The organism is Sulfitobacter sp. PM12, from assembly GCF_045586035.1.
In the GTDB taxonomy this organism is placed as follows: Bacteria; Pseudomonadota; Alphaproteobacteria; order Rhodobacterales; family Rhodobacteraceae; genus Sulfitobacter; species Sulfitobacter pontiacus.
Map to the genome: position 1 here is coordinate 2,570,934 of NZ_CP151529.1, position 20,928 is coordinate 2,591,861.

The 20,928-nt window shown below is 61.5% G+C and carries 20 protein-coding genes; 13 read left to right on the forward strand and 7 right to left on the reverse strand.

The window, feature by feature from the left end:
* The first annotated feature begins 27 nt into the window (after positions 1-27).
* Together AADW22_RS12540 and AADW22_RS12545 are read left to right on the forward strand one after the other, a co-directional pair.
* Positions 28-771, forward strand: coding sequence for a rhomboid family intramembrane serine protease (locus tag AADW22_RS12540; protein ID WP_407473838.1), 744 nt, complete (start codon positions 28-30; stop codon positions 769-771).
* Positions 768-1,139: a GFA family protein gene (locus AADW22_RS12545; RefSeq protein WP_064216588.1), complete on the forward strand. Its 372-nt coding sequence runs from the start codon at positions 768-770 to the stop codon at positions 1,137-1,139. The genes AADW22_RS12540 and AADW22_RS12545 overlap by 4 nt, the downstream gene beginning before the upstream one ends.
* Positions 1,140-1,201: 62 nt before the next feature.
* Here the strand turns inward: AADW22_RS12545 and AADW22_RS12550 are convergent, their stop codons facing one another.
* A complete protein-coding gene (locus AADW22_RS12550) occupies positions 1,202-1,987 on the reverse strand; it encodes an inositol monophosphatase family protein (protein WP_005849287.1) in 786 nt (261 codons plus the stop codon).
* A gap of 160 nt (positions 1,988-2,147) precedes the next feature.
* On the opposite strand from AADW22_RS12550, the gene AADW22_RS12555 reads away from it, so the two are divergent.
* The 3 genes from AADW22_RS12555 to AADW22_RS12565 all read left to right on the forward strand — a co-directional run bounded on the left by AADW22_RS12555 (position 2,148) and on the right by AADW22_RS12565 (position 4,315).
* Entirely contained in the window at positions 2,148-3,188 is a 1,041-nt protein-coding gene (locus AADW22_RS12555; RefSeq protein WP_005849292.1) for an NADP-dependent oxidoreductase, read from the forward strand.
* Between the two features lie 126 nt (positions 3,189-3,314).
* Positions 3,315-3,821 carry an antitoxin Xre/MbcA/ParS toxin-binding domain-containing protein gene (locus AADW22_RS12560; protein WP_005849294.1) on the forward strand — a complete coding sequence of 169 codons (507 nt, stop codon included), beginning with the start codon at positions 3,315-3,317 and terminating at the stop codon, positions 3,819-3,821.
* Positions 3,818-4,315, forward strand: a complete 498-nt coding sequence (locus AADW22_RS12565) for an RES family NAD+ phosphorylase (RefSeq protein WP_005849296.1) — start codon at positions 3,818-3,820, stop codon at positions 4,313-4,315. The genes AADW22_RS12560 and AADW22_RS12565 overlap by 4 nt, the downstream gene beginning before the upstream one ends.
* Positions 4,316-4,327: 12 nt before the next feature.
* Here the strand turns inward: AADW22_RS12565 and AADW22_RS12570 are convergent, their stop codons facing one another.
* Positions 4,328-5,233, reverse strand: coding sequence for a LysR family transcriptional regulator (locus AADW22_RS12570; RefSeq protein ID WP_005849298.1), 906 nt, complete (start codon positions 5,231-5,233; stop codon positions 4,328-4,330).
* A gap of 96 nt (positions 5,234-5,329) precedes the next feature.
* Between AADW22_RS12570 and metF the strand changes: the two genes are divergently transcribed.
* Together metF and AADW22_RS12580 are read left to right on the forward strand one after the other, a co-directional pair.
* Entirely contained in the window at positions 5,330-6,196 is an 867-nt protein-coding gene (metF, locus tag AADW22_RS12575; protein WP_407473839.1) for a methylenetetrahydrofolate reductase [NAD(P)H], read from the forward strand.
* A 73-nt stretch (positions 6,197-6,269) separates the two neighbouring features.
* The gene (locus AADW22_RS12580; RefSeq protein WP_005849301.1) at positions 6,270-6,755 is read left to right on the forward strand and encodes a PaaI family thioesterase; all 486 of its coding nucleotides are present in this window, start codon (positions 6,270-6,272) and stop codon (positions 6,753-6,755) included.
* Positions 6,756-6,799: 44 nt separating this feature from the next.
* On the opposite strand, the gene AADW22_RS12585 is transcribed toward AADW22_RS12580, so the two are convergent.
* On the reverse strand, positions 6,800-9,097 hold the full coding sequence (locus AADW22_RS12585) for a xanthine dehydrogenase family protein molybdopterin-binding subunit (protein ID WP_407474596.1): 2,298 nt from the start codon (positions 9,095-9,097) through the stop codon (positions 6,800-6,802).
* Positions 9,098-9,291: 194 nt separating this feature from the next.
* On the opposite strand from AADW22_RS12585, the gene AADW22_RS12590 reads away from it, so the two are divergent.
* Positions 9,292-12,228 (forward strand): valine--tRNA ligase, encoded by a 2,937-nt coding sequence (locus tag AADW22_RS12590; RefSeq protein ID WP_407473840.1) that lies wholly within the window; start codon positions 9,292-9,294, stop codon positions 12,226-12,228.
* 207 nt (positions 12,229-12,435) lie between these two features.
* Here AADW22_RS12590 and AADW22_RS12595 read toward each other — a convergent pair whose 3' ends face one another.
* On the reverse strand, positions 12,436-13,227 hold the full coding sequence (locus AADW22_RS12595) for a crotonase/enoyl-CoA hydratase family protein (protein ID WP_407473841.1): 792 nt from the start codon (positions 13,225-13,227) through the stop codon (positions 12,436-12,438).
* 137 nt (positions 13,228-13,364) lie between these two features.
* On the opposite strand from AADW22_RS12595, the gene AADW22_RS12600 reads away from it, so the two are divergent.
* Together AADW22_RS12600 and AADW22_RS12605 are read left to right on the forward strand one after the other, a co-directional pair.
* Entirely contained in the window at positions 13,365-14,468 is a 1,104-nt protein-coding gene (locus tag AADW22_RS12600) for a pyridoxal phosphate-dependent aminotransferase (RefSeq protein ID WP_288959718.1), read from the forward strand.
* A gap of 53 nt (positions 14,469-14,521) precedes the next feature.
* Positions 14,522-14,704, forward strand: a complete 183-nt coding sequence (locus AADW22_RS12605) for a hypothetical protein (protein WP_353627976.1) — start codon at positions 14,522-14,524, stop codon at positions 14,702-14,704.
* Here AADW22_RS12605 and AADW22_RS12610 read toward each other — a convergent pair.
* A complete protein-coding gene (locus AADW22_RS12610) occupies positions 14,701-15,909 on the reverse strand; it encodes a pyridoxal-phosphate-dependent aminotransferase family protein (protein ID WP_407473842.1) in 1,209 nt (402 codons plus the stop codon). The two genes, AADW22_RS12605 and AADW22_RS12610, sit on opposite strands and share 4 nt — an antisense overlap.
* Positions 15,910-16,058: 149 nt before the next feature.
* Here AADW22_RS12610 and AADW22_RS12615 point away from each other — a divergent pair, with 149 nt between their 5' ends.
* Positions 16,059-17,918: an ABC transporter ATP-binding protein gene (locus AADW22_RS12615; RefSeq protein ID WP_005849313.1), complete on the forward strand. Its 1,860-nt coding sequence runs from the start codon at positions 16,059-16,061 to the stop codon at positions 17,916-17,918.
* A 20-nt stretch (positions 17,919-17,938) separates the two neighbouring features.
* Here AADW22_RS12615 and AADW22_RS12620 read toward each other — a convergent pair whose 3' ends face one another.
* Positions 17,939-18,613, reverse strand: a complete 675-nt coding sequence (locus AADW22_RS12620) for a TIGR04283 family arsenosugar biosynthesis glycosyltransferase (protein ID WP_407473843.1) — start codon at positions 18,611-18,613, stop codon at positions 17,939-17,941.
* Between the two features lie 66 nt (positions 18,614-18,679).
* Here AADW22_RS12620 and AADW22_RS12625 point away from each other — a divergent pair, with 66 nt between their 5' ends.
* The gene (locus AADW22_RS12625; protein ID WP_407473844.1) at positions 18,680-19,423 is read left to right on the forward strand and encodes a YgfZ/GcvT domain-containing protein; all 744 of its coding nucleotides are present in this window, start codon (positions 18,680-18,682) and stop codon (positions 19,421-19,423) included.
* Between the two features lie 214 nt (positions 19,424-19,637).
* Here AADW22_RS12625 and efp read toward each other — a convergent pair whose 3' ends face one another.
* The gene (gene efp, locus AADW22_RS12630) at positions 19,638-20,201 is read right to left on the reverse strand and encodes an elongation factor P (RefSeq protein ID WP_009825091.1); all 564 of its coding nucleotides are present in this window, start codon (positions 20,199-20,201) and stop codon (positions 19,638-19,640) included.
* A gap of 220 nt (positions 20,202-20,421) precedes the next feature.
* Here efp and AADW22_RS12635 point away from each other — a divergent pair, with 220 nt between their 5' ends.
* Positions 20,422-20,742, forward strand: coding sequence for a DUF6280 family protein (locus AADW22_RS12635; RefSeq protein ID WP_005849321.1), 321 nt, complete (start codon positions 20,422-20,424; stop codon positions 20,740-20,742).
* The last annotated feature ends 186 nt before the right edge of the window (positions 20,743-20,928 follow it).

The window sequence follows — 20,928 nt, forward strand, 5'->3', positions numbered from 1 at the left end:
ACCCGCGCAATGGCTAAGGGTCAGCCCATGCTCCCCATTCGCGATCACAACCCGTCCGGCCGCACGCCCTATGTCACCTATCTGCTGATGGCGGTGAACATCGGCGTTTTCCTCAGCTATGTCGGGCTTTTCAGCGACGACCGCGCGCTCAATATCTTCTTCTTCGACTGGGCGCTCATCCCCGGCCGCGTCACCACGGGGGATGGCTATACCGGCATCCTCACCTCGATGTTCCTGCATGGCGGCTGGATGCATCTCGCGGGTAACATGCTGTTTCTCTACATCTTTGGCGACAATATAGAGGACGAGATGGGCCACGGTGCCTATCTGCTATTCTACCTCGCCTGCGGGCTGCTGTCGGCGCTCGCCCATGTGATCTCTGCCCCCTATTCGCCGGTCCCGACAGTCGGGGCATCGGGCGCGATTGCGGGGGTGATGGGCGGCTATCTGTTGCTTTACCCCAAAGCCAAGGTCGACATCCTGATCATCTTTATCGTGTTCTTCCGCATCTTCCCGATCCCCGCATGGATCATGCTGGGCTTGTGGCTGGGGATGCAGTTTATCGGTGGCGTCGGGGCGGACCCGACCGTGGGCGGCGTCGCCTATTGGGCGCACGCGGGCGGGTTTATCGTGGGGATGGTACTGACCATTCCATTGTGGCTGCGCTTGGGCGGGCCCCGCTTCTGGTCGGCCACGGACGGCCACCCGCCGCACCCGCAAGCGACCTACCCCACCTCCGCCAGCCGTATCCCGAAAGTGAAACGAAAATGACCGCCAGCACCCATAGCGCGACCTGTCACTGCGGCAGCGTCACCCTGACCGCCACCCTGCCAGAGGGGCTCTCCTCTGCCACACGCTGCACCTGTTCCTTTTGCCGCCGCCGCGCGGCACCGGCGGTGACGGCGCTCACCAGCACGCTCAAGGTGACCAAAGGGGCCGAGCATCTGACGCTCTACACCTGGGGCACCCATACGGCGAAACATTACTTCTGCAGGATCTGTGGCATCTACATGTACCACCAGCGTCGTTCAGACCCCGCGCAATGCGGCGTCAATCTGGGGTGTATCGACGGGGCCGCGCCCTGGACACAGGAACCGATCCCCTACACCGACGGGATCAACCACCCGTCAGACAAATAGCCGACGGGCGCTTCCAAATGGTTTAAATCCTCGCCGAAGGCATCCCGCCCTCGGCCACAGGATCACCCGCGTGCGATTTTTGAAAATCCGCTGAACAACGCCTCATTGGCGCAGACGATCTCGCCATCGTCCAGAATGTTGCCCTCGGGGTTCAGCGGCTCGACCATGCCGCCTGCTTCGCGCACGATCAACATGCCCGCGGCCAGATCCCATTTGTTCAACCGGCGCTCCCAGTAGCCATCATAGCGACCGGCGGCCACATAGGCCAGATCCAGCGCGGCAGAGCCCCAGCGACGCACACCGGCGCAAACCGGCAAGATGCGGCCCAGATCACGCAGGGTGTCCGGCAAATCTCCGCGACCGCCAAAGGGCAGACCGGTGGCAAAAACCGATTCAATCATCCGCGAACGGCCCGAGACACGCAAACGGCCTTCGTTCATCCAAGCACCCGTGCCTTTTTCGGCAAAGAACATCTCGTCCTTGGCGGGATCAAAGACGACGCCCGCAACGATCTGGCCTTTATGCTCCAGCGCGATGGAGACCGCCCAATGGGGCAAACCGTGCAAAAAGTTTGTTGTCCCGTCCAGCGGATCGACGATCCAGCGGCGTGTGGGGTCTTGGCCCTCTTCCTCGCCACCCTCTTCGGCCAGCCAGCCATAGGTCGGGCGTGCGCCCATCAGCTCGGCCTTGAGCGTCTTTTCCGCCTGAATATCGGCGCGGCTGACAAAGTCGCCGGCCCCCTTCATGGACACCTGAAGGTTCTCGACCTCACGGAAATCCTTGACCAACCCGCGCCCCGCCCGGCGGGCCGCCTTGATCATGATGTTTAGATTTGCACTGCCAACCATATTTCCGTGTCCTTTGATGGATCAGGCCGTGCGTATAAGCCCCCATGCCGCATTTGCCAAGGGGGCAGCGGCATCTGACGCAACGTGGCGCGCGCGGTTGCCTTGCTTGCCTTCGATTTCCATATAACGTGCCAGAAACATTGCTAAGGAGGAAAGCAAAATGTCCGACCAGATGAAACGAATTGTGCTTGCGTCGCGCCCTGACGGGGCCCCGACCGCCGATAACTTCCGCCTTGAAGAAGGGCCCGTGCCCACCCCCGGCGACGGCGAAGTGCTGGTCCGTGTGAAATACATGTCGCTTGACCCCTATATGCGTGGCCGCATGGACGACGCGAAATCCTATGCGGCCCCGGTGCCTGTCGGCGGCACGATGGAGGGCGGTTCGGTCGGGGAGGTCATCGCCTCCAACAGCCCCGACTTCAAACCCGGCGATCATGCCTTCGGGATGTTGGGCTGGGCCACACATGGCGTGCTGCCAGCGAACCAACTGCGCAAGGTCGATCCGGATCAGGTGTCGATCACCACGTCGCTTGGTGTTCTGGGCATGCCCGGATTTACCGGCTGGCAAGGTTTGATGGAATATGGTCGCCCGAAGGAGGGTGAAACACTCGTCGTCGCGGCGGCAACGGGTCCGGTCGGCTCGATGGTCGGCCAGATCGCCAAGTCGCACGGGCTGCGCGTTGTGGGCATTGCGGGCGGCGCGGACAAATGCGCCATGGCCAAGGAACACTTTGGCTTTGACGAATGCATCGACCACCGCGCCTATGATGACGCGAAATCCCTGCGCGCCGCGTTGAAAGACGCCTGCCCCAAGGGGATCGACATCTATTTTGAAAACGTCGGTGGCAAAGTGCTTGAAGCCGTGATCCCCATGATGAACCCGCATGGGCGTATCCCGATCTGCGGTATGATCGCATGGTATAACGCCGGTGGTCTGGGTGCTGGTGCCGCCGAAGAGGCGCTGACCGCGCCGAAACTCTGGCGCACGATCCTTGTGAACTTCCTCAGCGTGAACGGCTTCATCATCTCGAACCACTGGAACAACTTCCCCAAGTTCCTCAAGGAAGTCGCCCCCAAGGTCGCCGACGGCACCATTGCGGTGAAAGAGGACATTACCGAGGGTCTGGAAAACGCGCCACAAGCGTTCATGGACCTGTTGACCGGTGGCAACCAAGGCAAGGCCATCGTCAAGGTTGGCTAACACCCTACCGGCAGGGGCGTGCGCGCCCCTGCCCTTCATCGCATGAATGCGAGCCCCCCGCCCCCTTGAAAAACACCGCGTCACGTGTCATATATTTTACGACACATGACGAAAAGGAGTTCAGCCATGGGTGCGACGGCCTTTCAATCCGACAGCAGTGCAATCCCCCTGATCGACGTGGATGCAGATGACGCCGTGCGTGCCTTTCATCTGCTGGGCGGCCGCAAGGTGATCAACCAGACGGTGCGCAACTCGCTTGATGCGCATGATGTGATCGTCAAAGGCATCTCCTCCAAAGCGCTGCTGCATCTGGTCGATACCGTGTCGGTGTTGTCCTCGGGCGATGCGCTGAACAAGGCGATCGGGATGAGCCTGCGCACGCTTCAGCGCAAGAAAGCCGACAAGGGCAAGGACCGTCTGTCCCCCGAACAAAGCAGCCGCGCGTGGCGCTTTGCCGAGCTGCTGGCACAGGCGACGGATGTCTTGGGCGATCAGGACGCCGCAGAGGCATGGATGCTGGCCCCTGCCATCGGCCTTGATAACCGCCGCCCGATTGACCTGCTGTCGTCGGCAGCGGGGGCGGAAGCCGTTGAAAACGCGCTCACCCGGATGGAGTACGGGGTCTACGCTTGACCCCTTTGCCCCCGCCGCTTGGGACGGGCGAGCTGCGTTTTTGGCGGCTGGATCAACGGCAGCATGCGCCCACATGGCACAGCGGCGAAGGGGCTTACCGCGTCGGTGGACGCTGGAACAGCAGCGGTGTGCGGGCGGTCTATACCGCGCTCGACCCTGCCACCGCGATCCTCGAGGTTGCGGTGCACAAGGGGTTCAAGGCGCTGGACACCGCGCATCACGTGCTGACATCGGGCCGTGTGATCGACCCGACGACGGTGCATATGGTGCAAGCCGCGGATGTCCCCAACCCGAACTGGCTGGTGCCCGGTGCCCATGGTGCGGGGCAAAAGGGATTTGGCGACGCGCTGCTGCGCGATCACCTGTTTGTGCTGATCCCGTCGACGGTATCGCGGCACAGCTGGAACTTGATCTTTGACGCCCAAAAGGCAGCCGATCACTACGACGATGTGGTGCAGGAAGACTTCGCGCTCGACCCGCGGCTACATCGCTAAGGGCAGCAGCGATCAGGCCCGCTGCAGCTTGCGCGCCTCTTCCCCTGCCAACCCCAAGAGCTTGGTCATAAACGGTTTCTCCAGATCATCCTCGCGCACCGCCGCATAAAGCCTGCGGGTGATGCCGTTCTCGGTCAGCGGACGGGTGACGTAATCATTGCTATATTTCACCTCGCGCACGACCCAATCGGGCAGGACCGACACGCCCCTGTTCGACGCGACCAGCAGCAGGATCACCGCCGTAAGCTCCACCTGCCGGATCGCCAGCGGTTCGACCTTGGCGGGGATCAAGAGCTGGCTGAACACATCCAGACGGGTCCGTTCCACCGGATAGGTGATCAGCGTCTCGCCCCTGAAATCCGCGGCCTCAACATAGGGCTTCTGAGCCAAGGGATGCGTGCTGGAGGCGACAAAGACCGCCTTGTAATCAAACAGCTCGACGAATTTCACGCCCGGCAGCTCTTCGGGGTCGGAAGACACCACCAGATCGACTTCTTCGCGCAGCAAGGCAGGTAAGGCGTCAAAGGCCAGACCGGGGCGGATATCGACATCCACATCGGGCCAGCTTTTGCGGAATTGTTCGAGCACGGGGAACAGCCATTCGAAACAGGCGTGACATTCGATCGCGATATGCATGCGGCCTGTGCTGCCCGCGCGCAGACCCATGAATTCGGCCTGCGCTGCTTCAAGCTGCGGCAAGACCTGCTGCGCCAGCTTGAGCAGCCGCAACCCGGCGGGCGACAGCTTCAGCGGCTTGGACCGGCGCACGAACAGTTCCACGCCAGCCTGATCCTCCAACCCCTTTACCTGATGGGACAGGGCTGATTGGGTGATGTTCATCGTCTCTGCCGCGCGGGCCAGCCCGCCTGCTTCGTGAATCGCCTGAATGGTGCGCAGGTGACGGAACTCGATATGCATATGAGGCGCTCCTCATGTTGAAAATGAAAGTTATGAGTTTGTTTCACAACCGCATCTGTGCGACAAGAGACGAAAGCTAAAAACAGGATCGTAAAAATGACCAGTCCCGCCGTTTCATTCGAAGTCTTCCCGCCCAAATCCGTGGACGCGTCGTTCCGTCTTTGGGACACGGCGCAGGCCTTGGCACCGCTGGCCCCACGTTTCTTTTCCGTGACCTACGGCGCGGGCGGGTCTACCCGCGACCTGACCCATGATTCTGCGCATGTGCTGCGCCGCACCTCCGGCCTGCCGGTTGCCGCGCATTTGACTTGCGTGGGGGCCAGCAAGGCCGAAACGCTTGAGGTCGCCGACAGCTTTGCCGAGATCGGCGTGACCGATATTGTCGCCTTGCGCGGGGATCCCGAAAACGGTGCACCGACCTTTACGCCCCACGCGGACGGCTTTGCCGACAGTGTCGAGCTGATCGAGGCGCTGGCAAAGACCGGCAAGTTCACCCTGCGCGTCGGGGCCTACCCCGAACCGCACCCCGAATCCCACGATCAGGCGCAGAACGTCGAATGGCTGAAACGCAAATTCGATGCTGGCGCGGACGAGGCGATCACCCAGTTCTTCTTCGAGACCGAAACATTCCTGCGCTTCCGTGACGCCTGTGCCGCGGCGGGGATCACCAAGACGATCACCCCGGGCATCATGCCGGTGACAAATTGGAAGTCGGCGCGCAACTTTGCCACCCGCTGCGGGGCCAGCGTGCCAGCAGCACTGGACGAAGCCTATGCCGCCGCGATCCGCGATGACCGGCACGATCTGCTGTCCACCGCGCTCTGCACCGAAATGTGCAGCGAACTGGTGTCGGAAGGTGTCGAGAACCTGCATTTCTACACGCTCAACCGGCCCGAGCTGACCCGCGCCGTCTGTCGTGCCCTTGGGGTGAAGGCGCAAACATCGCTGTCCGACGTGGCGTAAAACCACCGCACAACTTGCCCTTGGGTCAAGAACAGAACAGTCTTCTCCGGCATTCAACTGCCGGAGATTTTTTATGCCACGCCTCGCCGAAACACCCGAAGATTTGCTGAGCCAATCCGAAGCGCTCTCTCTGAGCGGGTTGGAATTCATGCAGAAGATCCTGGACGGCACCAACCCCGGCCCGCCCATTGGCGGCACCTTGGGCTATGCGCTGCATGACGTGTCCGAGGGCCGCGCGGTGTTTCGCGGCACGCCCGAGTTCAACGTGACCAACCCGATGGGGACCGTGCATGGGGGCTGGTACGGCACCTTGCTCGATTCCGCGATGGCCTGCGCCGTGATGACCAAAGTCCCGCGCGGGTCGGTTTATACGACCCTGGAATACAAGATTAACATTCTGCGTTCGATCCCCTTGGGCATGCAGATCGACTGCATCGGCACGACCGATCACGTGGGTCGTTCTACCGGTGTCGCGCATGGTGAGATTCGCGGGGTCGAGGATGGCAAGCTGTATGCCACCGGCTCAACCACCTGCATCGTGATGAAGATCACGGGCTAAACCCCTGTCTCGGGGCGGGTGATGCGCCCCGAGACAAGCCAAGCTCACTCTGCCGCGATGGCGCTGTCGTTCAGCAAGGCCCAGACTTTATGCGGTGTGAACGGCATGTCGGCCTGACGCACGCCACGCTCCCACAGGGCATCCTGTACCGCGTTCGACACGGCCGCCAGTGCGCCCACGGTTCCCGCCTCGCCACAACCCTTCATCCCCATCAGGTTCGCCGTAGATGGCACGGGTTCGGAGTTGAAGGACACGAACGGCACATCCGCCGCGCGCGGGATCGCGTAATCCATGAAAGAGGCCGTCAGCAGTTGGCCGTCTTCGTCATAGACCACATGCTCCTGAATAGCTTGGCCGATGCCTTGCACCACCCCGCCATGCACCTGACCTTCGGCCAGCATCGGGTTGATCAGATTGCCAAAATCATCCACCACCGTATAGCGGTCAACGGTCACAACGCCTGTTTCGGGGTCGATCACAACTTCTGACACATGCGCCCCGTTGGGATAGCTGCGCCCCGGCAAGGTCGCCCGTTCGTGGTGCACCAGCAGATCGTCGCGGCCTTTCTGGCGCGCCATCTCGGCGACCTCCAGCATGGTGGGGGTCATGTTCGACCCGTCCGCGCGGAAGCGTTCGTCGTCAAAGCTGATCTGTGTCGCGGGCACGCCCATTTCGTCAGACAGAAAGGCGGTGAAAGCTTCGGTCATCTTGGCCACCGTCGCCAGCGTTGCCGTGCTTTGCGTGGTGACAGAGCGCGAGCCGCCGGTCCCGCCGCCCTGTTTGATCAGATCGCTATCGCCTTGAATGACATGGATCAATTCAGCCGGGATCCCGGTCTGATCCGACAGGAATTGCGCATAGACGGTTTCATGCCCCTGCCCGTTCGATTGAGTGCCAACATAGATGAACACGGTGCCGTCTTCGTTGAACGCGACCTTGGCCCCCTCTGCCGGATCGCCAAGGATGCTTTCGATATAATAGCAAAGCCCCTGCCCGCGCAGCAGCCCCTTGGCCGCATCCGCCGCCTTGCGCGCTGCAAAGCCATCATGATCCGCTTCGACGGCGACGCGGGTCAGCAAGCGGTTGAATTCGCCCACATCGTAAAGCTCGCCTGTGGCAGAGGTATAGGGAAACTGCTCGGGCTTGATAAAGTTGATCCGGCGCAGCTCCCACGGGTCGACGCCCAACTCGCGTGCGGCGCGGTCCATCAAGCGCTCCAGCACATAGATCGCCTCGGGTCGGCCGGCACCACGATAGGCATCGGTCTGCACCGTGTTGGTGTAGTAGCCTTCGACCTGCAGCCATGTGGTCTGCACATCATAGACGCCCATCAAGACCTTGCTGAACAGCAGCGCCTGAATGGGCTGGCCGAACTGGCTGTTATAGGCCCCGAGGTTGCATTTGGTGCGGACGCGGTAGGCCGTGATCTTGTTGTTTTCGTCAAAGGCGAATTCCGCAAGCGACGTCAGATCGCGCCCGCCATTATCGCTGAGCATGGCTTCGGTCCGGTCCGACATCCAGCGCACCGGACGCCCCAAGGCCCGCGCCGCCTGCGCGACCGAGAAATATTCGGGATAGGCGGCCGCCTTCATGCCGAAACCGCCGCCTGTGTCGGGGTTTGTGACTTGTACGTGGTCATCATCCAGCCCGAAAACGCGCTTGAGGTTGCCCTTGTGCACCCAGACGCCCTGCCCGTTGTTCGCAAGATGCACCTTGCCGTCGTTCCATTCCGCATAGCAGCCGCGCGGCTCCATCGCGTTGACGATGATACGGTTGTCGCCCACGTTCAGGCTGACGGTTTTCGCTGCGGCATCAAATGCCTTTTGCGTCGCCGCCTCGTCGCCCATGCCCCAGTCGAACGCCATGTTGTCCGGCGCTTCGGGGTGCAGCATCTCTCCGCCCCGTTCCAACGTCATATGGGTGGGCAGATCGTCAACGTCGAATGCGATCAGCTCCGCCGCGTCGCGCGCCTGGTTCAATGTCTCGGCAATCACCACCGCGACGGGCTCCCCCACGAAGCGCACGCGCCCCTTGGCGAGCATCGGACGCAAGGGCTTGGCCCCTTCCGTGCCATCGCGGTTCTGCAACACGGTCGCCGCCATAGAGATATCCATCCCCGCCGCTTCCAGATCCTCGATCGTGAGCACCGCATGCACGCCCTCTGCCTCGGCCGCATCTGAGACATCCAGGGTCGTGATCACCCCATGTGCGACGGGCGAGCGGAAGAAATAGGCATGCAGCGCGTCGGTTGGCGCGATGTCATCCACATAGCGCCCCTCGCCGGTCAGAAACCGCACATCCTCGACCCGTTTGACCGGTTGGCTTTTCCCGAATTTTTCCATCTGGCGGCATCCTTTGATCATCATCTTGGTGTTGCGCCCGACCTTAAGCGCCAAACCGGCGATGTCCATACGACGCGGGGCGAAAGCTGGGGCTGCTACGCCAAGTTTTCGGCCCCCCAGCCTTCCCCTTTACGCCCCGCTCGGCTAGATCATCCCAAAGCTCAAAGCGCTACGTGAATAGAAGGACGCTGATCATGGCCCTCGACAAGAATTTTGACGCCGCCCAGGCCGAAGCCCGCCTCTATGCCGCATGGGAAGAGTCCGGTGCCTTCAAGGCCGGTGCCAATGCCTCGCGCAAGGAAACCTTTTCGGTCATGATCCCGCCGCCCAACGTGACAGGATCGCTGCACATGGGCCATGCGTTCAACAATACATTGCAGGATATTCTGGTACGCTGGCACCGGATGCGCGGCTTTGACACGCTATGGCAACCCGGTCAGGACCACGCCGGTATCGCGACGCAGATGGTGGTGGAACGCGAACTTGCCAAAGACGGCAAACGCCGCACCGATTTCACCCGCGAGGATTTCACCGCCAAAGTGTGGGAGCAAAAGCAGAAGTCCGGCGGCACGATCATCGGCCAGCTCAAACGTCTTGGCACCTCGCTTGATTGGTCGCGCAACGCCTTTACCATGTCCGGTGCCCCCGGTGCCCCCGCGGGCGAGGAAGGCAACTTCCACGACGCCGTGATCAAGGTCTTCGTGGATATGTACAACAAGGGCCTGATCTATCGCGGCAAGCGCCTGGTCAACTGGGACCCGCATTTCGAGACCGCGATTTCCGACCTCGAAGTCGAATCCACCGAAGTCGACGGGCACATGTGGCACTTCAAATACCCGCTGGCCGATGGCGCGACCTATACCTACGTCGAGAAAGACGAAGACGGTAACGTGACGCTTTCCGAGGAACGCGACTATATCTCTATCGCGACGACCCGCCCCGAAACCATGCTGGGCGATGGCGCGGTCGCGGTACACACCTCTGACGAACGCTATGCGCCGATCGTTGGCAAGCTGTGCGAAATCCCCGTCGGCCCCAAGGCGCAGCGCCGCCGTATCCCGATCATCACCGACGAATACCCCGACAAGAATTTCGGCTCGGGCGCGGTGAAGATCACCGGCGCCCATGACTTCAACGACTACGGCGTCGCCAAACGTAATAATATCCCGCTCTACGCGCTGATGGACACCCGCGGTGCCATGCGCGCCGACGGCCTGCCCTATGACGCCGCCGCCGCACGCGCGGCCGCCATCGCTGAAGGCCGTGAAGACGCGCCCGCGGACGCGACAGAAATCAACCTCGTCCCCGACGCATACCGCGGCCTCGACCGGTTCGAGGCGCGCACCAAGGTCATCGCCGACATCACCGCCGAAGGATTGGCCGTCATGGTGCCGCCGACCGATCCACGCCTTGGCAAACCCGTCAAAGCCCCCCTCGCCCCCGAAGAAGGCGGCGAAGAGCGGGACGAGACGCTGGTCCCGTTGGTCGAGCCCAAAAAGATCATGCAGCCTTTCGGCGACCGGTCGAAAGTGGTGATCGAACCGATGCTGACCGACCAATGGTTTGTCGAGACCTCGAAGATCGTGCAACCCGCCATCGACGCCGTGCGCAACGGCGAGGTACAGATCCTGCCCGAACAGGACCGCAAGGTGTATTTCAACTGGCTGGAAAACATCGAACCCTGGTGCATCTCGCGCCAATTATGGTGGGGGCACCAGATCCCTGTGTGGTTCGACGACGAGGGCAAGGAATACTGCGCGGCAACCGAAGCCGAAGCTCAGGCGATGGCCCCAGGCAAGACGCTCACCCGCGACCCTGATGTGCTCGACACCTGGTTCTCCTCGGGCCTCTGGCCCATCGGCACGCTCGGCTGGCCAGAACAGACGGATGAGCTGGCGAAATACTTCCCCACTTCAGTGCTGATCACCGGCTTTGACATCATCTTTTTCTGGGTCGCCCGGATGATGATGATGCAATACGCAGTGGTCGATCAAAAGCCGTTCGACACCGTCTATGTCCACGCGCTGGTGCGCGACGAGAAGGGCAAGAAGATGTCCAAATCGCTTGGCAACGTGCTGGACCCACTGGACCTGATCGATGAATACGGCGCGGATGCGGTGCGCTTTACCCTGACGGCGATGGCCGCCATGGGGCGCGACCTGAAACTGTCGACCGCGCGCATCGCCGGTTACCGTAACTTCGGCACCAAACTGTGGAACGCCCACCGTTTCGCCGAGATGAACGGCGTTTTCGAGGATGGCGTCGCGGCAGTGACCTACACCAGCCACACCCAGGTCGATCACACGCTGAACAAATGGATCATCGGCGAAACCGCCCGCGTCCGCGAAGAGGTCGACGCCGCACTGGACAACTACCGTTTCAACGACGCGGCCAATGCGCTTTATGCCTTTGTCTGGGGCAAGGTCTGCGACTGGTACGTTGAACTCTCCAAACCCCTGCTGCAAGACGACGCGCCAGAGGCCGCCGAGACTCGCCAGACGCTGAATTGGGTGCTGGATCAATGCCTTGTGCTGCTCCACCCGATCATGCCCTACATCACCGAAGAACTGTGGCAGACCACGGCGACCCGTTCCAAGATGCTGGTGCATGGCGACTGGCCGACCTACAGCACCGCCGAGATGCTGGACGCCGACGCCGACCGCGAACTCAACTGGGTGATCGGCCTGATCGAATCTATCCGTTCGGCGCGCGCACAGATGCATGTGCCTGCGGGGCTCAAAGTGCCTATGCTTTATACCGACATGGACGACGCCGGCCAAACCGCATGGGACCGCAACGAGGCGATGATCAAACGTCTGGCGCGGGTCGAAACCCTCGAGCAGACAGAGAGCTTCCCCAAAGGCACCGTCTCCATCGCCGCACCGGGCGCGAGCTTTGGCCTGCCGCTTGCGGGGCTGATCGATATCGATGCGGAAAAAGCGCGTCTGCAAAAGTCGCTCGACAAACTGGGTAAAGAAATCGGCGGTCTGAAGGGGCGCCTGAACAACCCCAAATTCGCCGCCTCCGCCCCGGCGGAGGTCGTTGCAGAAGCCCAAAGCAACCTTGATGCGCGTCAGGAAGAAGCGGACCAGCTTCAGGCCGCTCTGAACCGTTTGGCAGAGCTGGGATAATCAGCACCGCTTCCAAATGGCTTTAAATCCTCGCCGAAGGCAAAAATCTCTTTTGACGCTCCAAAAGATGCCTTCGGCGAGGATTTTTTTACCATTTGGAAACGAATACCGGCGCAAGATACGCCTGCGGTCCTCGCTGGGAAGCAAAGATCGTCCATTTGGAAGGCCCCGTCTGAGCGATCAGGCGGGGCTGACTTTTTTGCGGCGCTAGTCTTTGAAGACCGCCGGGCGTTTGCCGAATTCGGCGGCGATGACTTCCATTTGGTGCGGGCGTCCCAGCAGCGCCGCCTGTTCACGGGATTCCGCGCGCAAAACCTCTGTTTCGGTTCCCGTCTCTGCCAAGGCGATCAGACGTTTGGCGGCCTTGATGGCGCTTGGACTTTTGCCAGCGATGGTGGTGGCAAGCGCCATCGCGGCGGCCAGCGGGTCTTCGGCGATCTGGGTGATGAGCCCCCAGCGTTCGGCTTGCTCTGCCCCGATGGGTTGCGCGGTATAGGTCATCAGGCGCAGCACGTCGCCGCGCACCAGTTTGGGCAGCAGGACCATGCCGCCCATGTCCGGGACGATGCCCCATTTCATCTCCATTACCGCCATTTCGGTATCAGGGGCCGCGATGCGGATATCGGCCCCGAGCGCGAGTTGCAGGCCCGCGCCGTAGGTCTTGCCATGCAGCGCCGCGATCACCGGCACGCCGACGCGGGTCCAGACCATCGCGACCTCTTGCCACTGGTTAGTGGTGCCGTCGCCATGGGTGCGCGTCATCATCCGTTCCGTCGGGTCGCCGCCCGCCAGCGCCCCCATATTGCCGATGTCGATGCCTGCACAGAACGCCCGGCCCTCGCCCGAGATCACGACGGCACGCGCGTTCGATGCAGCGACCTCGTTCCCGGCGGCGATTACGGCGTCGATCATATCCTGATCAACGGCGTTCATTTTATCGGCGCGGGTCAGGCGCACATGGGCGATGTGATTGTCATAGGTAACGGAAACGCGGCTCATTGGATCCTCCTTGAATTTTCGTCAGTTTGGGCATGAAGCCTGCGTGTTGCAAAGCGAAACGCTACGGCACCCAAAACCGCGCGCGGGCATGCTGATGTCACTTGCTCGAAGCAGGTCAGATGCAGTAGCTGATCCCCATGACACAGTATCGCCTCACCCCGCTTGCCGACGCCCTGCCCTCTACCGTGCCCTTTGTCGGCCCCGAAACGCAGGAGCGCGCCATGGGGCGCGCCTTTGATGCGCGGTTGGGGGCGAACGAGAACGTCTTTGGCCCCTCTCCCCGCGCGATAGAAGCGATGGCGCAGGCCCAGCAGTGGATGTACGGCGACCCGGAAAGCCACGACCTGCGCGCAGCACTTGCGGCGCATCATGGTATCTCGCCCGCCAACATCATCGTGGGCGAAGGGATCGACGGGTTGCTGGGCTATCTGGTGCGGCTCATGGTGACGGAGGGTGACGCGGTCGTGACCTCGGACGGGGCCTATCCGACATTCAATTATCACGTGGCAGGCTTTGGCGGTGTGCTGCATAAGGTGCCCTATGCCGGTGATCACGAGGATCCTACGGCCCTATTTGCCAAAGCTGCCGAGGTAGATGCCAAGCTGGTCTATCTGGCGAACCCCGACAACCCCATGGGCAGCTGGCATGAAGGGCCCGTCATTTCCAGCGCGCTAGAGGCATTGCCGAAGGGCTGTCTGCTGGTGCTGGACGAGGCCTATATCGATTGCGCCCCCGAGGGCACCGCCCCCGATCTTGTCGCCGATGACCCGCGTCTGATCCGGATGCGGACCTTCTCCAAGGCCCATGGTCTGGCGGGGGCGCGGGTTGGCTATGCCATCGGCGCACCGGATCTGATCACAGCCTTTGGGAAGGTGCGCAACCATTTCGGGATGAACCGCGCGGCCCAGGCCGGGGCGCTTGCAGCCTTGCAGGACAGCGACTGGCTGGCCCATGTGCAGGCTCGAATCGCTGAGGCGCGGGACCGGATTGCGCAGATCGCTGCGGATAACGGGTTGGTTGCCCTTCCCTCTGCCGCGAATTTCGTGGCGATTGATTGCGGGGCGGACGGCAGCTTTGCCAAGGCGGTGCTGGACGGTTTGGTGGCGCGCGGCGTCTTTGTGCGCATGCCCTTCGCGGCGCCGCAGAACCGCTGTATTCGGGTCAGCTGTGGCACGCCAGAAAACCTTGATGCCTTTGCCGCGGCGTTGCCGGGTGCCCTTGAGGATGCGAAAAAAGGCTGACGTAGCGCATATCCCGCCTATGCTGGGCCATGATCCAGTTGCGAGGTGGCATCATGCGCTCTTCCGACCGCGGCCAATCGGCCCCTAACTATACCAGCGCCTGTGTCGTGATGTTCGGCGTCAATATCCTGTGGCTATTCGTTGTGATCTGGGCGCTATGGGGCTTGTTGGCGGTGGTGCTGTCGGGCTGGGCCGTCAATGCCATGATCGATCGCATAGCCGCGCGACGGGGCTAGGCCCCGCCGATCACCTTCGCCGCCGCCTCTAGCGCGCCGGAGCCGCGTTTGATCCCGAGTGCAGACATCCCGGCCTCTATCCCGCCGAGCATCCCCATGATCATCTGACCGTTCACGTGCCCCATGTGGCCCAGACGGAAGAAACCGTGGCTTTCGGGGCTGTCCTTGGGGGCCATGCCCAGACCGATGCCGAGGGTCAGGCCGATGTTGCCTTCGACCCAGTCGCGCAGCTCTGTCGCTTGGGGGGCCTTGAGCCGCAGCGCTGTCACCGCATGGCTGCGCAAAGCGGGATCGGCGATGTTCAGGGAAAGATCGCCCTCTGCCCCCCACGCGTCACAGGCCGCCCATACCGCGCGCGCCAAGGTCTCGTGACGCTGCCAGACGGCTTCCAGCCCCTCGTCGTGGATCATATCCAGCGCCGCGCGCAGGCCGTAGATATGGTGCGTGGGGGCTGTGCCGCAGTGGTACTGGTAGAACTCCTCGGGATTGGCGCGCGGGGTCCAGTCCCAGAAACGGCTGACCCGTGGCATCGCATCGCGCACCGCAGCCGCACGGTCGTTGAAAAAGACGAAGCTCACCCCGGGCGGGACCATCAGCCCCTTCTGGCAGGCGGTGACCATGACATCAGCCCCCCAATTGTCCATCTCGAAGCGGTCGCACGCGAAGGACGCGATACAGTCCACCATCAGCAGCGCGGGGTGATCTGCCGCATCCAGTGCCGCGCGCAGACCGGCGATGTCATTAACCACCGAGGTCGAGGTATCCACATGCACAGCCAGCACGGCTTTGATCTCGTGGTTTGTGTCCGCCTCAAGACGATCGGCGATCCGGTCGATGTCCATTGTGGATTGCAGGCCGAAATCCATCACCTCGACGTCTGCCCCGATCCCCGTGGCGGCATCGCCCCAGCCGTGACCGAACCGCCCTGTCGCGGGCACCAGCACCTTGTCACCGGGGGCTACGACATTGCTAAGCGATGCCTCCCAGGCGGCGTGGCCGTTGCCAATATACATCGCCACATGATGCTGCGTGCCCGCGATACGGCGCAGGTCTTCCATCAACGGCGGCATCATATCGACGATCTCACCGGCATAGATATTGGGGGCCGGACGGTGCATCGCGTTCAACACAGCCTCGGGCATGACCGACGGACCGGGGATCGCGAGGTAGCCGCGCCCTTGGGACAAGTTGGAAAGTTTCGGCATGACACGGGGGCCCTTTAGCAGGAAAAATCTCTTGCAACTTATCCGCAGCCAGCGCCGCGTCAATCACACAAAGCGCGCAGGCAGCTTGCCCTGCCTCTAAGGGCTGCGTAAACCCGTAGCTGTATATGCCCAAAGGAACCGGCCTTTATATGAGTGATGTGACCTATACCTCGCGCGAACTGCTGACCTGGCTTTGGCGCGACTATCTGAAAAAGCATATGTGGGTGCTGCTTGTCGCGATCATCTTCATGTCGATCGAGGCCTCGACCATGGGCGGGTTGGCAAAGCTGATGCAGCCGATGTTCGATCAGGTGTTCGTCGCTGGTGAGAAAGGCGCATTGCTCTGGGTTGGTTTGGTGCTGGTGGGCATCTTCGTCCTGCGCGCCGTGTCAGGTGTGGTGCAAAAGGTGCTGCTGACACGCATCAAGCAGAAGTCGGCGGCTGATATGCGGATCGATCTGCTGGACCGGATGATGGTGCAGGACGGGGCCTTTCACCAACAGAACCCCCCGGGTTTTCTGATCCAGCGCGTGCAATCGGATGTGAATGCCATCGGGTCGGTCTGGCAGGCGGTGATCACCGGTGCCGGTCGCGACTTGATCGGGCTGATCGTGTTGCTTGGCGTCGCGATCTCTATCGACCCGGTCTGGGCGCTGCTGGCCTGCATTGGCTTGCCCCTGATGGTCATGCCCGCAGCATTGGCGCAGCGCTTTGTGCGCGCGCGGTCGCGCGAGGCACGGGATCTGGGCGCGACCCTGTCGACACGGCTGGACGAGGTTTTCCACGGCATCGTGCAAATCAAGCTCAACGCGCTCGAGAAGTATCAGGCCAAGCAATACCGCGACCTGACCAGAACATATATCCGTACCGAGGTACGTGCCTCCTTCGGGAACTCGGCCATTCCGGGGATGATCGACATCATCTCGGGCCTCGGGTTCATGGCCGTGATCCTTTATGGCGGCAACGAAATCATCGAGGGCGAGAAAACCATCGGTCAGTTCATGACCTTCTTTACCGCGATGGGGTTCACTTTTAACCCGCTGCGCCGTCTGGGGGCGATCAGCGGGTTGTGGCAGACGGCTGCTGCCGCGCTGGAACGCCTGAAAGAGCTGATGGACGAGCCGGTACACCTCACCTCGCCCGCCAAACCCACGCCTGTGCCCACCACCCCACCGCATATCGCGCTGGAAGGGGTGAGCCTGTCTTACGGGGATGCCAAGGTGCTGGACAATCTCACGCTGCATGCGGCGGCGGGCGAGACGACGGCGCTTGTCGGCGCATCTGGCGCGGGGAAATCGACGATATTCAACCTGTTGACCCGTCTGATCGACCCACAAGAGGGCAACGTCAGCATCGCGGGCGTCCCCCTGACAGAGATGGACATCCCCGCGCTGCGCGGCTTGTTCTCTGTCGTGACGCAAGAGGCGCTTTTGTTTGATGAAACCCTGCGCGAGAATATCGTATTGGGCCGCGAGAATGTATCTGACGAAGAGCTGCAGCAGGCGCTGGATGCGGCGCATGTGTCGGACTTTTTGCCCAAGCTCGAACACGGGCTGGAAACCCGCGTCGGCCCGCGCGGCTCTGCCCTGTCGGGGGGGCAGCGCCAACGTGTCGTGATCGCCCGCGCCCTGCTGCGCAACACACCGATCCTGCTGTTGGACGAAGCCACCAGCGCGCTGGACGCGCAGTCAGAAAAAGTCGTGCAGCAAGCGCTGGACCGTCTCTCTCAGGGGCGCACCACCTTGGTCATCGCCCACCGTCTGTCTACCATCCGCGGCGCGGATAAGATCGTTGTGATGGACCGTGGCCGCGTCATGGACGAAGGCAAACACGAAGACCTTCTGGCCCGTGGCGGCATCTATGCCGATCTCTATCGGCTTCAGTTCGAGGATGGAAAAACCGTCAGCGACGGGCGCAATCTAGCGGCGATGCGGCGCATGGAACGCGGCCTCAAACCTGTCGAGCCGAACCTGCTGCAACGTATCGGGCTCCGGCTGTTCGGCAACTAGGCCACCCCCCGGCACGCGGGTCACTTGGCATAGCCCTCGGCCAGCTTGGCCGGGGCGACCCCCGCGAAATAGCGGATCAATGTCCAGAGGTTGCGCGCCCCGCGACGCAACCAGCCCTGCCGCGCGTATTTGTCGGCGGACGTCACCGCGGTGACCTCCAGCCCCAGCAGATGGCCGCGCAGGGCACGCGCCAGCGCTACATCCTCCATCAGCGGCTGATCAGGATACCCACCAACCGATTGATACAGCGCACGTGGCAGCAGCAGCCCCTGATCCCCATAGGGAAGCCCCAAACGGCTACGCAGGTTCGCCCAAGCGGCCACCGCTTTGCCGGCCATGCCGCCTTGGTCAAATTGAAGCTGGCACCAGCCCGCTTTCTGCCCCTGCAGATGCGCGGTGACGGGCCCCGTCCACCCCGGTGCCAGCCGCGTATCGGCGTGTAACACCAGCAGCCAGTCGGATTGCGCTTTCGCACAGCCGCGCCGCAACTGTCCGCCCCGCGATGCCGGACCGCTGACGATCTCTGCGCCCCATGCGTCTGCCATTGTCAGGGTCATGTCGGTTGATCCCCCGTCGCTGATGATCAGCTCGCGGATGAGCCCCGCCTCCAGCCCCTCCATCAGGGCGGTCAGACAGCCGGTCAGGGGCGCTTCGGCATTCAAGGTCGGAATGACAACAGATATAGGCGCGCGCATGGTTGCCCCTTTCAGCTTCGAACTGCGCTGCTATATGTCATGTTAACCATTGAAAGGACAAGCGATATGACCAGCCGCCGCATCCTGAGACTGTCAGGCCCCGACACCCGCGAGTTTCTGCAGGGCCTTGTGACCAACGATATCCGCAAGCTGGATCAGGCCCCGATCTATGCCGCGATCCTGACGCCCCAAGGCAAATTCATCACCGATTTCTTCCTGTCTGCCGACGGGGACAGCGTTTTGCTGGACGTGGCCGAGGCGGATGCCGACGCGCTGGTGCAACGTCTGACCATGTACAAGCTGCGGGCTGATGTCACCATAGACGCGACCGGCCTGCATCTGCACCGCGGGCTAGAAAACGCACCGGATGATGCCTATAGCGACCCTCGCGATGCCCGCATGGGCTGGCGCGCCTATCGTGACACACCGCAAACCGATGACACCACGGATTGGGACGCGCTGCGGGTGACCTATATGATCCCCGAAACCGGGGCAGAGCTTACCTCGGACAGCTTCATCCTCGAAATGGGGTTCGAGCGGCTGAACGGCGTGGATTTTCGCAAGGGCTGCTATGTCGGACAAGAGGTAACGGCCCGCATGAAGCACAAGACCGAACTGCGCAAAGGCTTGGCCCAGGTCGAGATCAGTGCGCCGGTAGAACCCGGCACGGACATCACCGCCGATGGCAAACCTGCTGGTACGATCTTTACCCGCACCGGCACCCACGCGCTGGCCTATCTGCGGTTTGACCGCGCCAAGGCGGCGATGCAGGCGGGGGATGCCACGGTGACCATGGTGACGGACGGCTAAGGCCCCGCAACGGCCCTGCGCAAATATTAGGCAGCCCGAAATGACAGCGTGCGCAGCCTGTCGGAAGAGTTGCATATCGGCAACAAATACCCGTGATTGGGGAGTTTTGAGGCTCCCAAATCCGATACCCCGCAGCCCCGCAACGCAAAAGAGCCCCGGCATTCACCGGGGCTCTGCACTGCAGCGAAGCTATGACGTAGCGTCACACCACAGCTTACGCGCGTTCGGAATATTCCATCGTTTCGGTGTTCACGATGATCTCTTCATCCTGTCCGACGAAGGGCGGCACCATCACTTTGACGCCGTTATCAAGCACCGCTGGCTTGAAGGAATTCGCCGCTGTCTGGCCTTTGACGACCGGTTCAGTTTCGACAATTTTACAGGTTACTTTTTGTGGCAAGGACGCGTTCAGCGCCTCTTCTTCGTGATACTCGACCACAACCATCATACCGTCCTGCAAGAAGGGGCGACGCTCTCCCAGAAGCTCGGCTGAAAGCTGCACTTGCTCGTATGTTTCGGTGTCCATCAGAACCAGCATACCTGCGTCTTCATACAGGAATTGTTGGTCTTTTTGCTCTAGCCGGACCTTTTCAACCTTGTCGGCGCTGCGGAAGCGTTCGTTCAGTTTCGACCCGTTTCGCAGGTTGCGCATTTCGACCTGAGCAAAGGCACCGCCCTTGCCCGGTTTGACATGATCGACCTTGACCGCTGCCCAGAGACCACCGTTATGCTCGAGCACATTTCCTGGCCGAATTTCGTTCCCGTTAATCTTTGGCATGTATCAGCACCATAGCAATGAAGTTGAAGAGAGATTGGACCGACCTATATATATCAACGTCGACCCCCGCAAGACAGCGCACCCGATGCTGCAACCGCGAAAGCCATGCAGTAAATGCATGAGTGTTATGCAATAAAGGTGTATCCGAATCGAGCTCTTTCGGTCATAAGGAACCCCACGCCTAAATGACAAGAGCAAGAATAATAGAAAGGACGACGAGATGAAAGATTTCGTTGATGGCACTGCCTTTAACAATGAACAAGGTAACCGTGCCCGCAAACTTTTCGCAGCTGTGGTACTGGCTGCATTGGACGATGCGATTGCCGATGACAAGAAATACGGCAACGGTCCTGAACAGATTGCCCGTTGGGCCCGCTCCCGCGATGGCCGCGAAGTATTGAGCTGCGCGGGCATCGACCCCAACGAGCGTGTTGTCGAAGGTCTGATGGACTTTGTTGGCAAAGGTGTCCGTACCTCTGTCGCCCTGTCCCGCGAAGAGTCCGAGCGTCGCCACGCAGCACAACAGGCTGAAGCTGCCTGAAGACTGCCAAAAGTTTGAACAAAAAGACGCGGCTCACGGGCCGCGTTTTTTTTGGCTAAATGCGATTGTGTTATGCCGGAAAGCGTCGCGCCCGCCTGATGCGCTAAAGGGCAAGGTGTGACACCCGAGCCCCCTACCTGATGCGTTGCTCCGAAACGGTAAACTCCCGACAGCGGCGAATTTCTG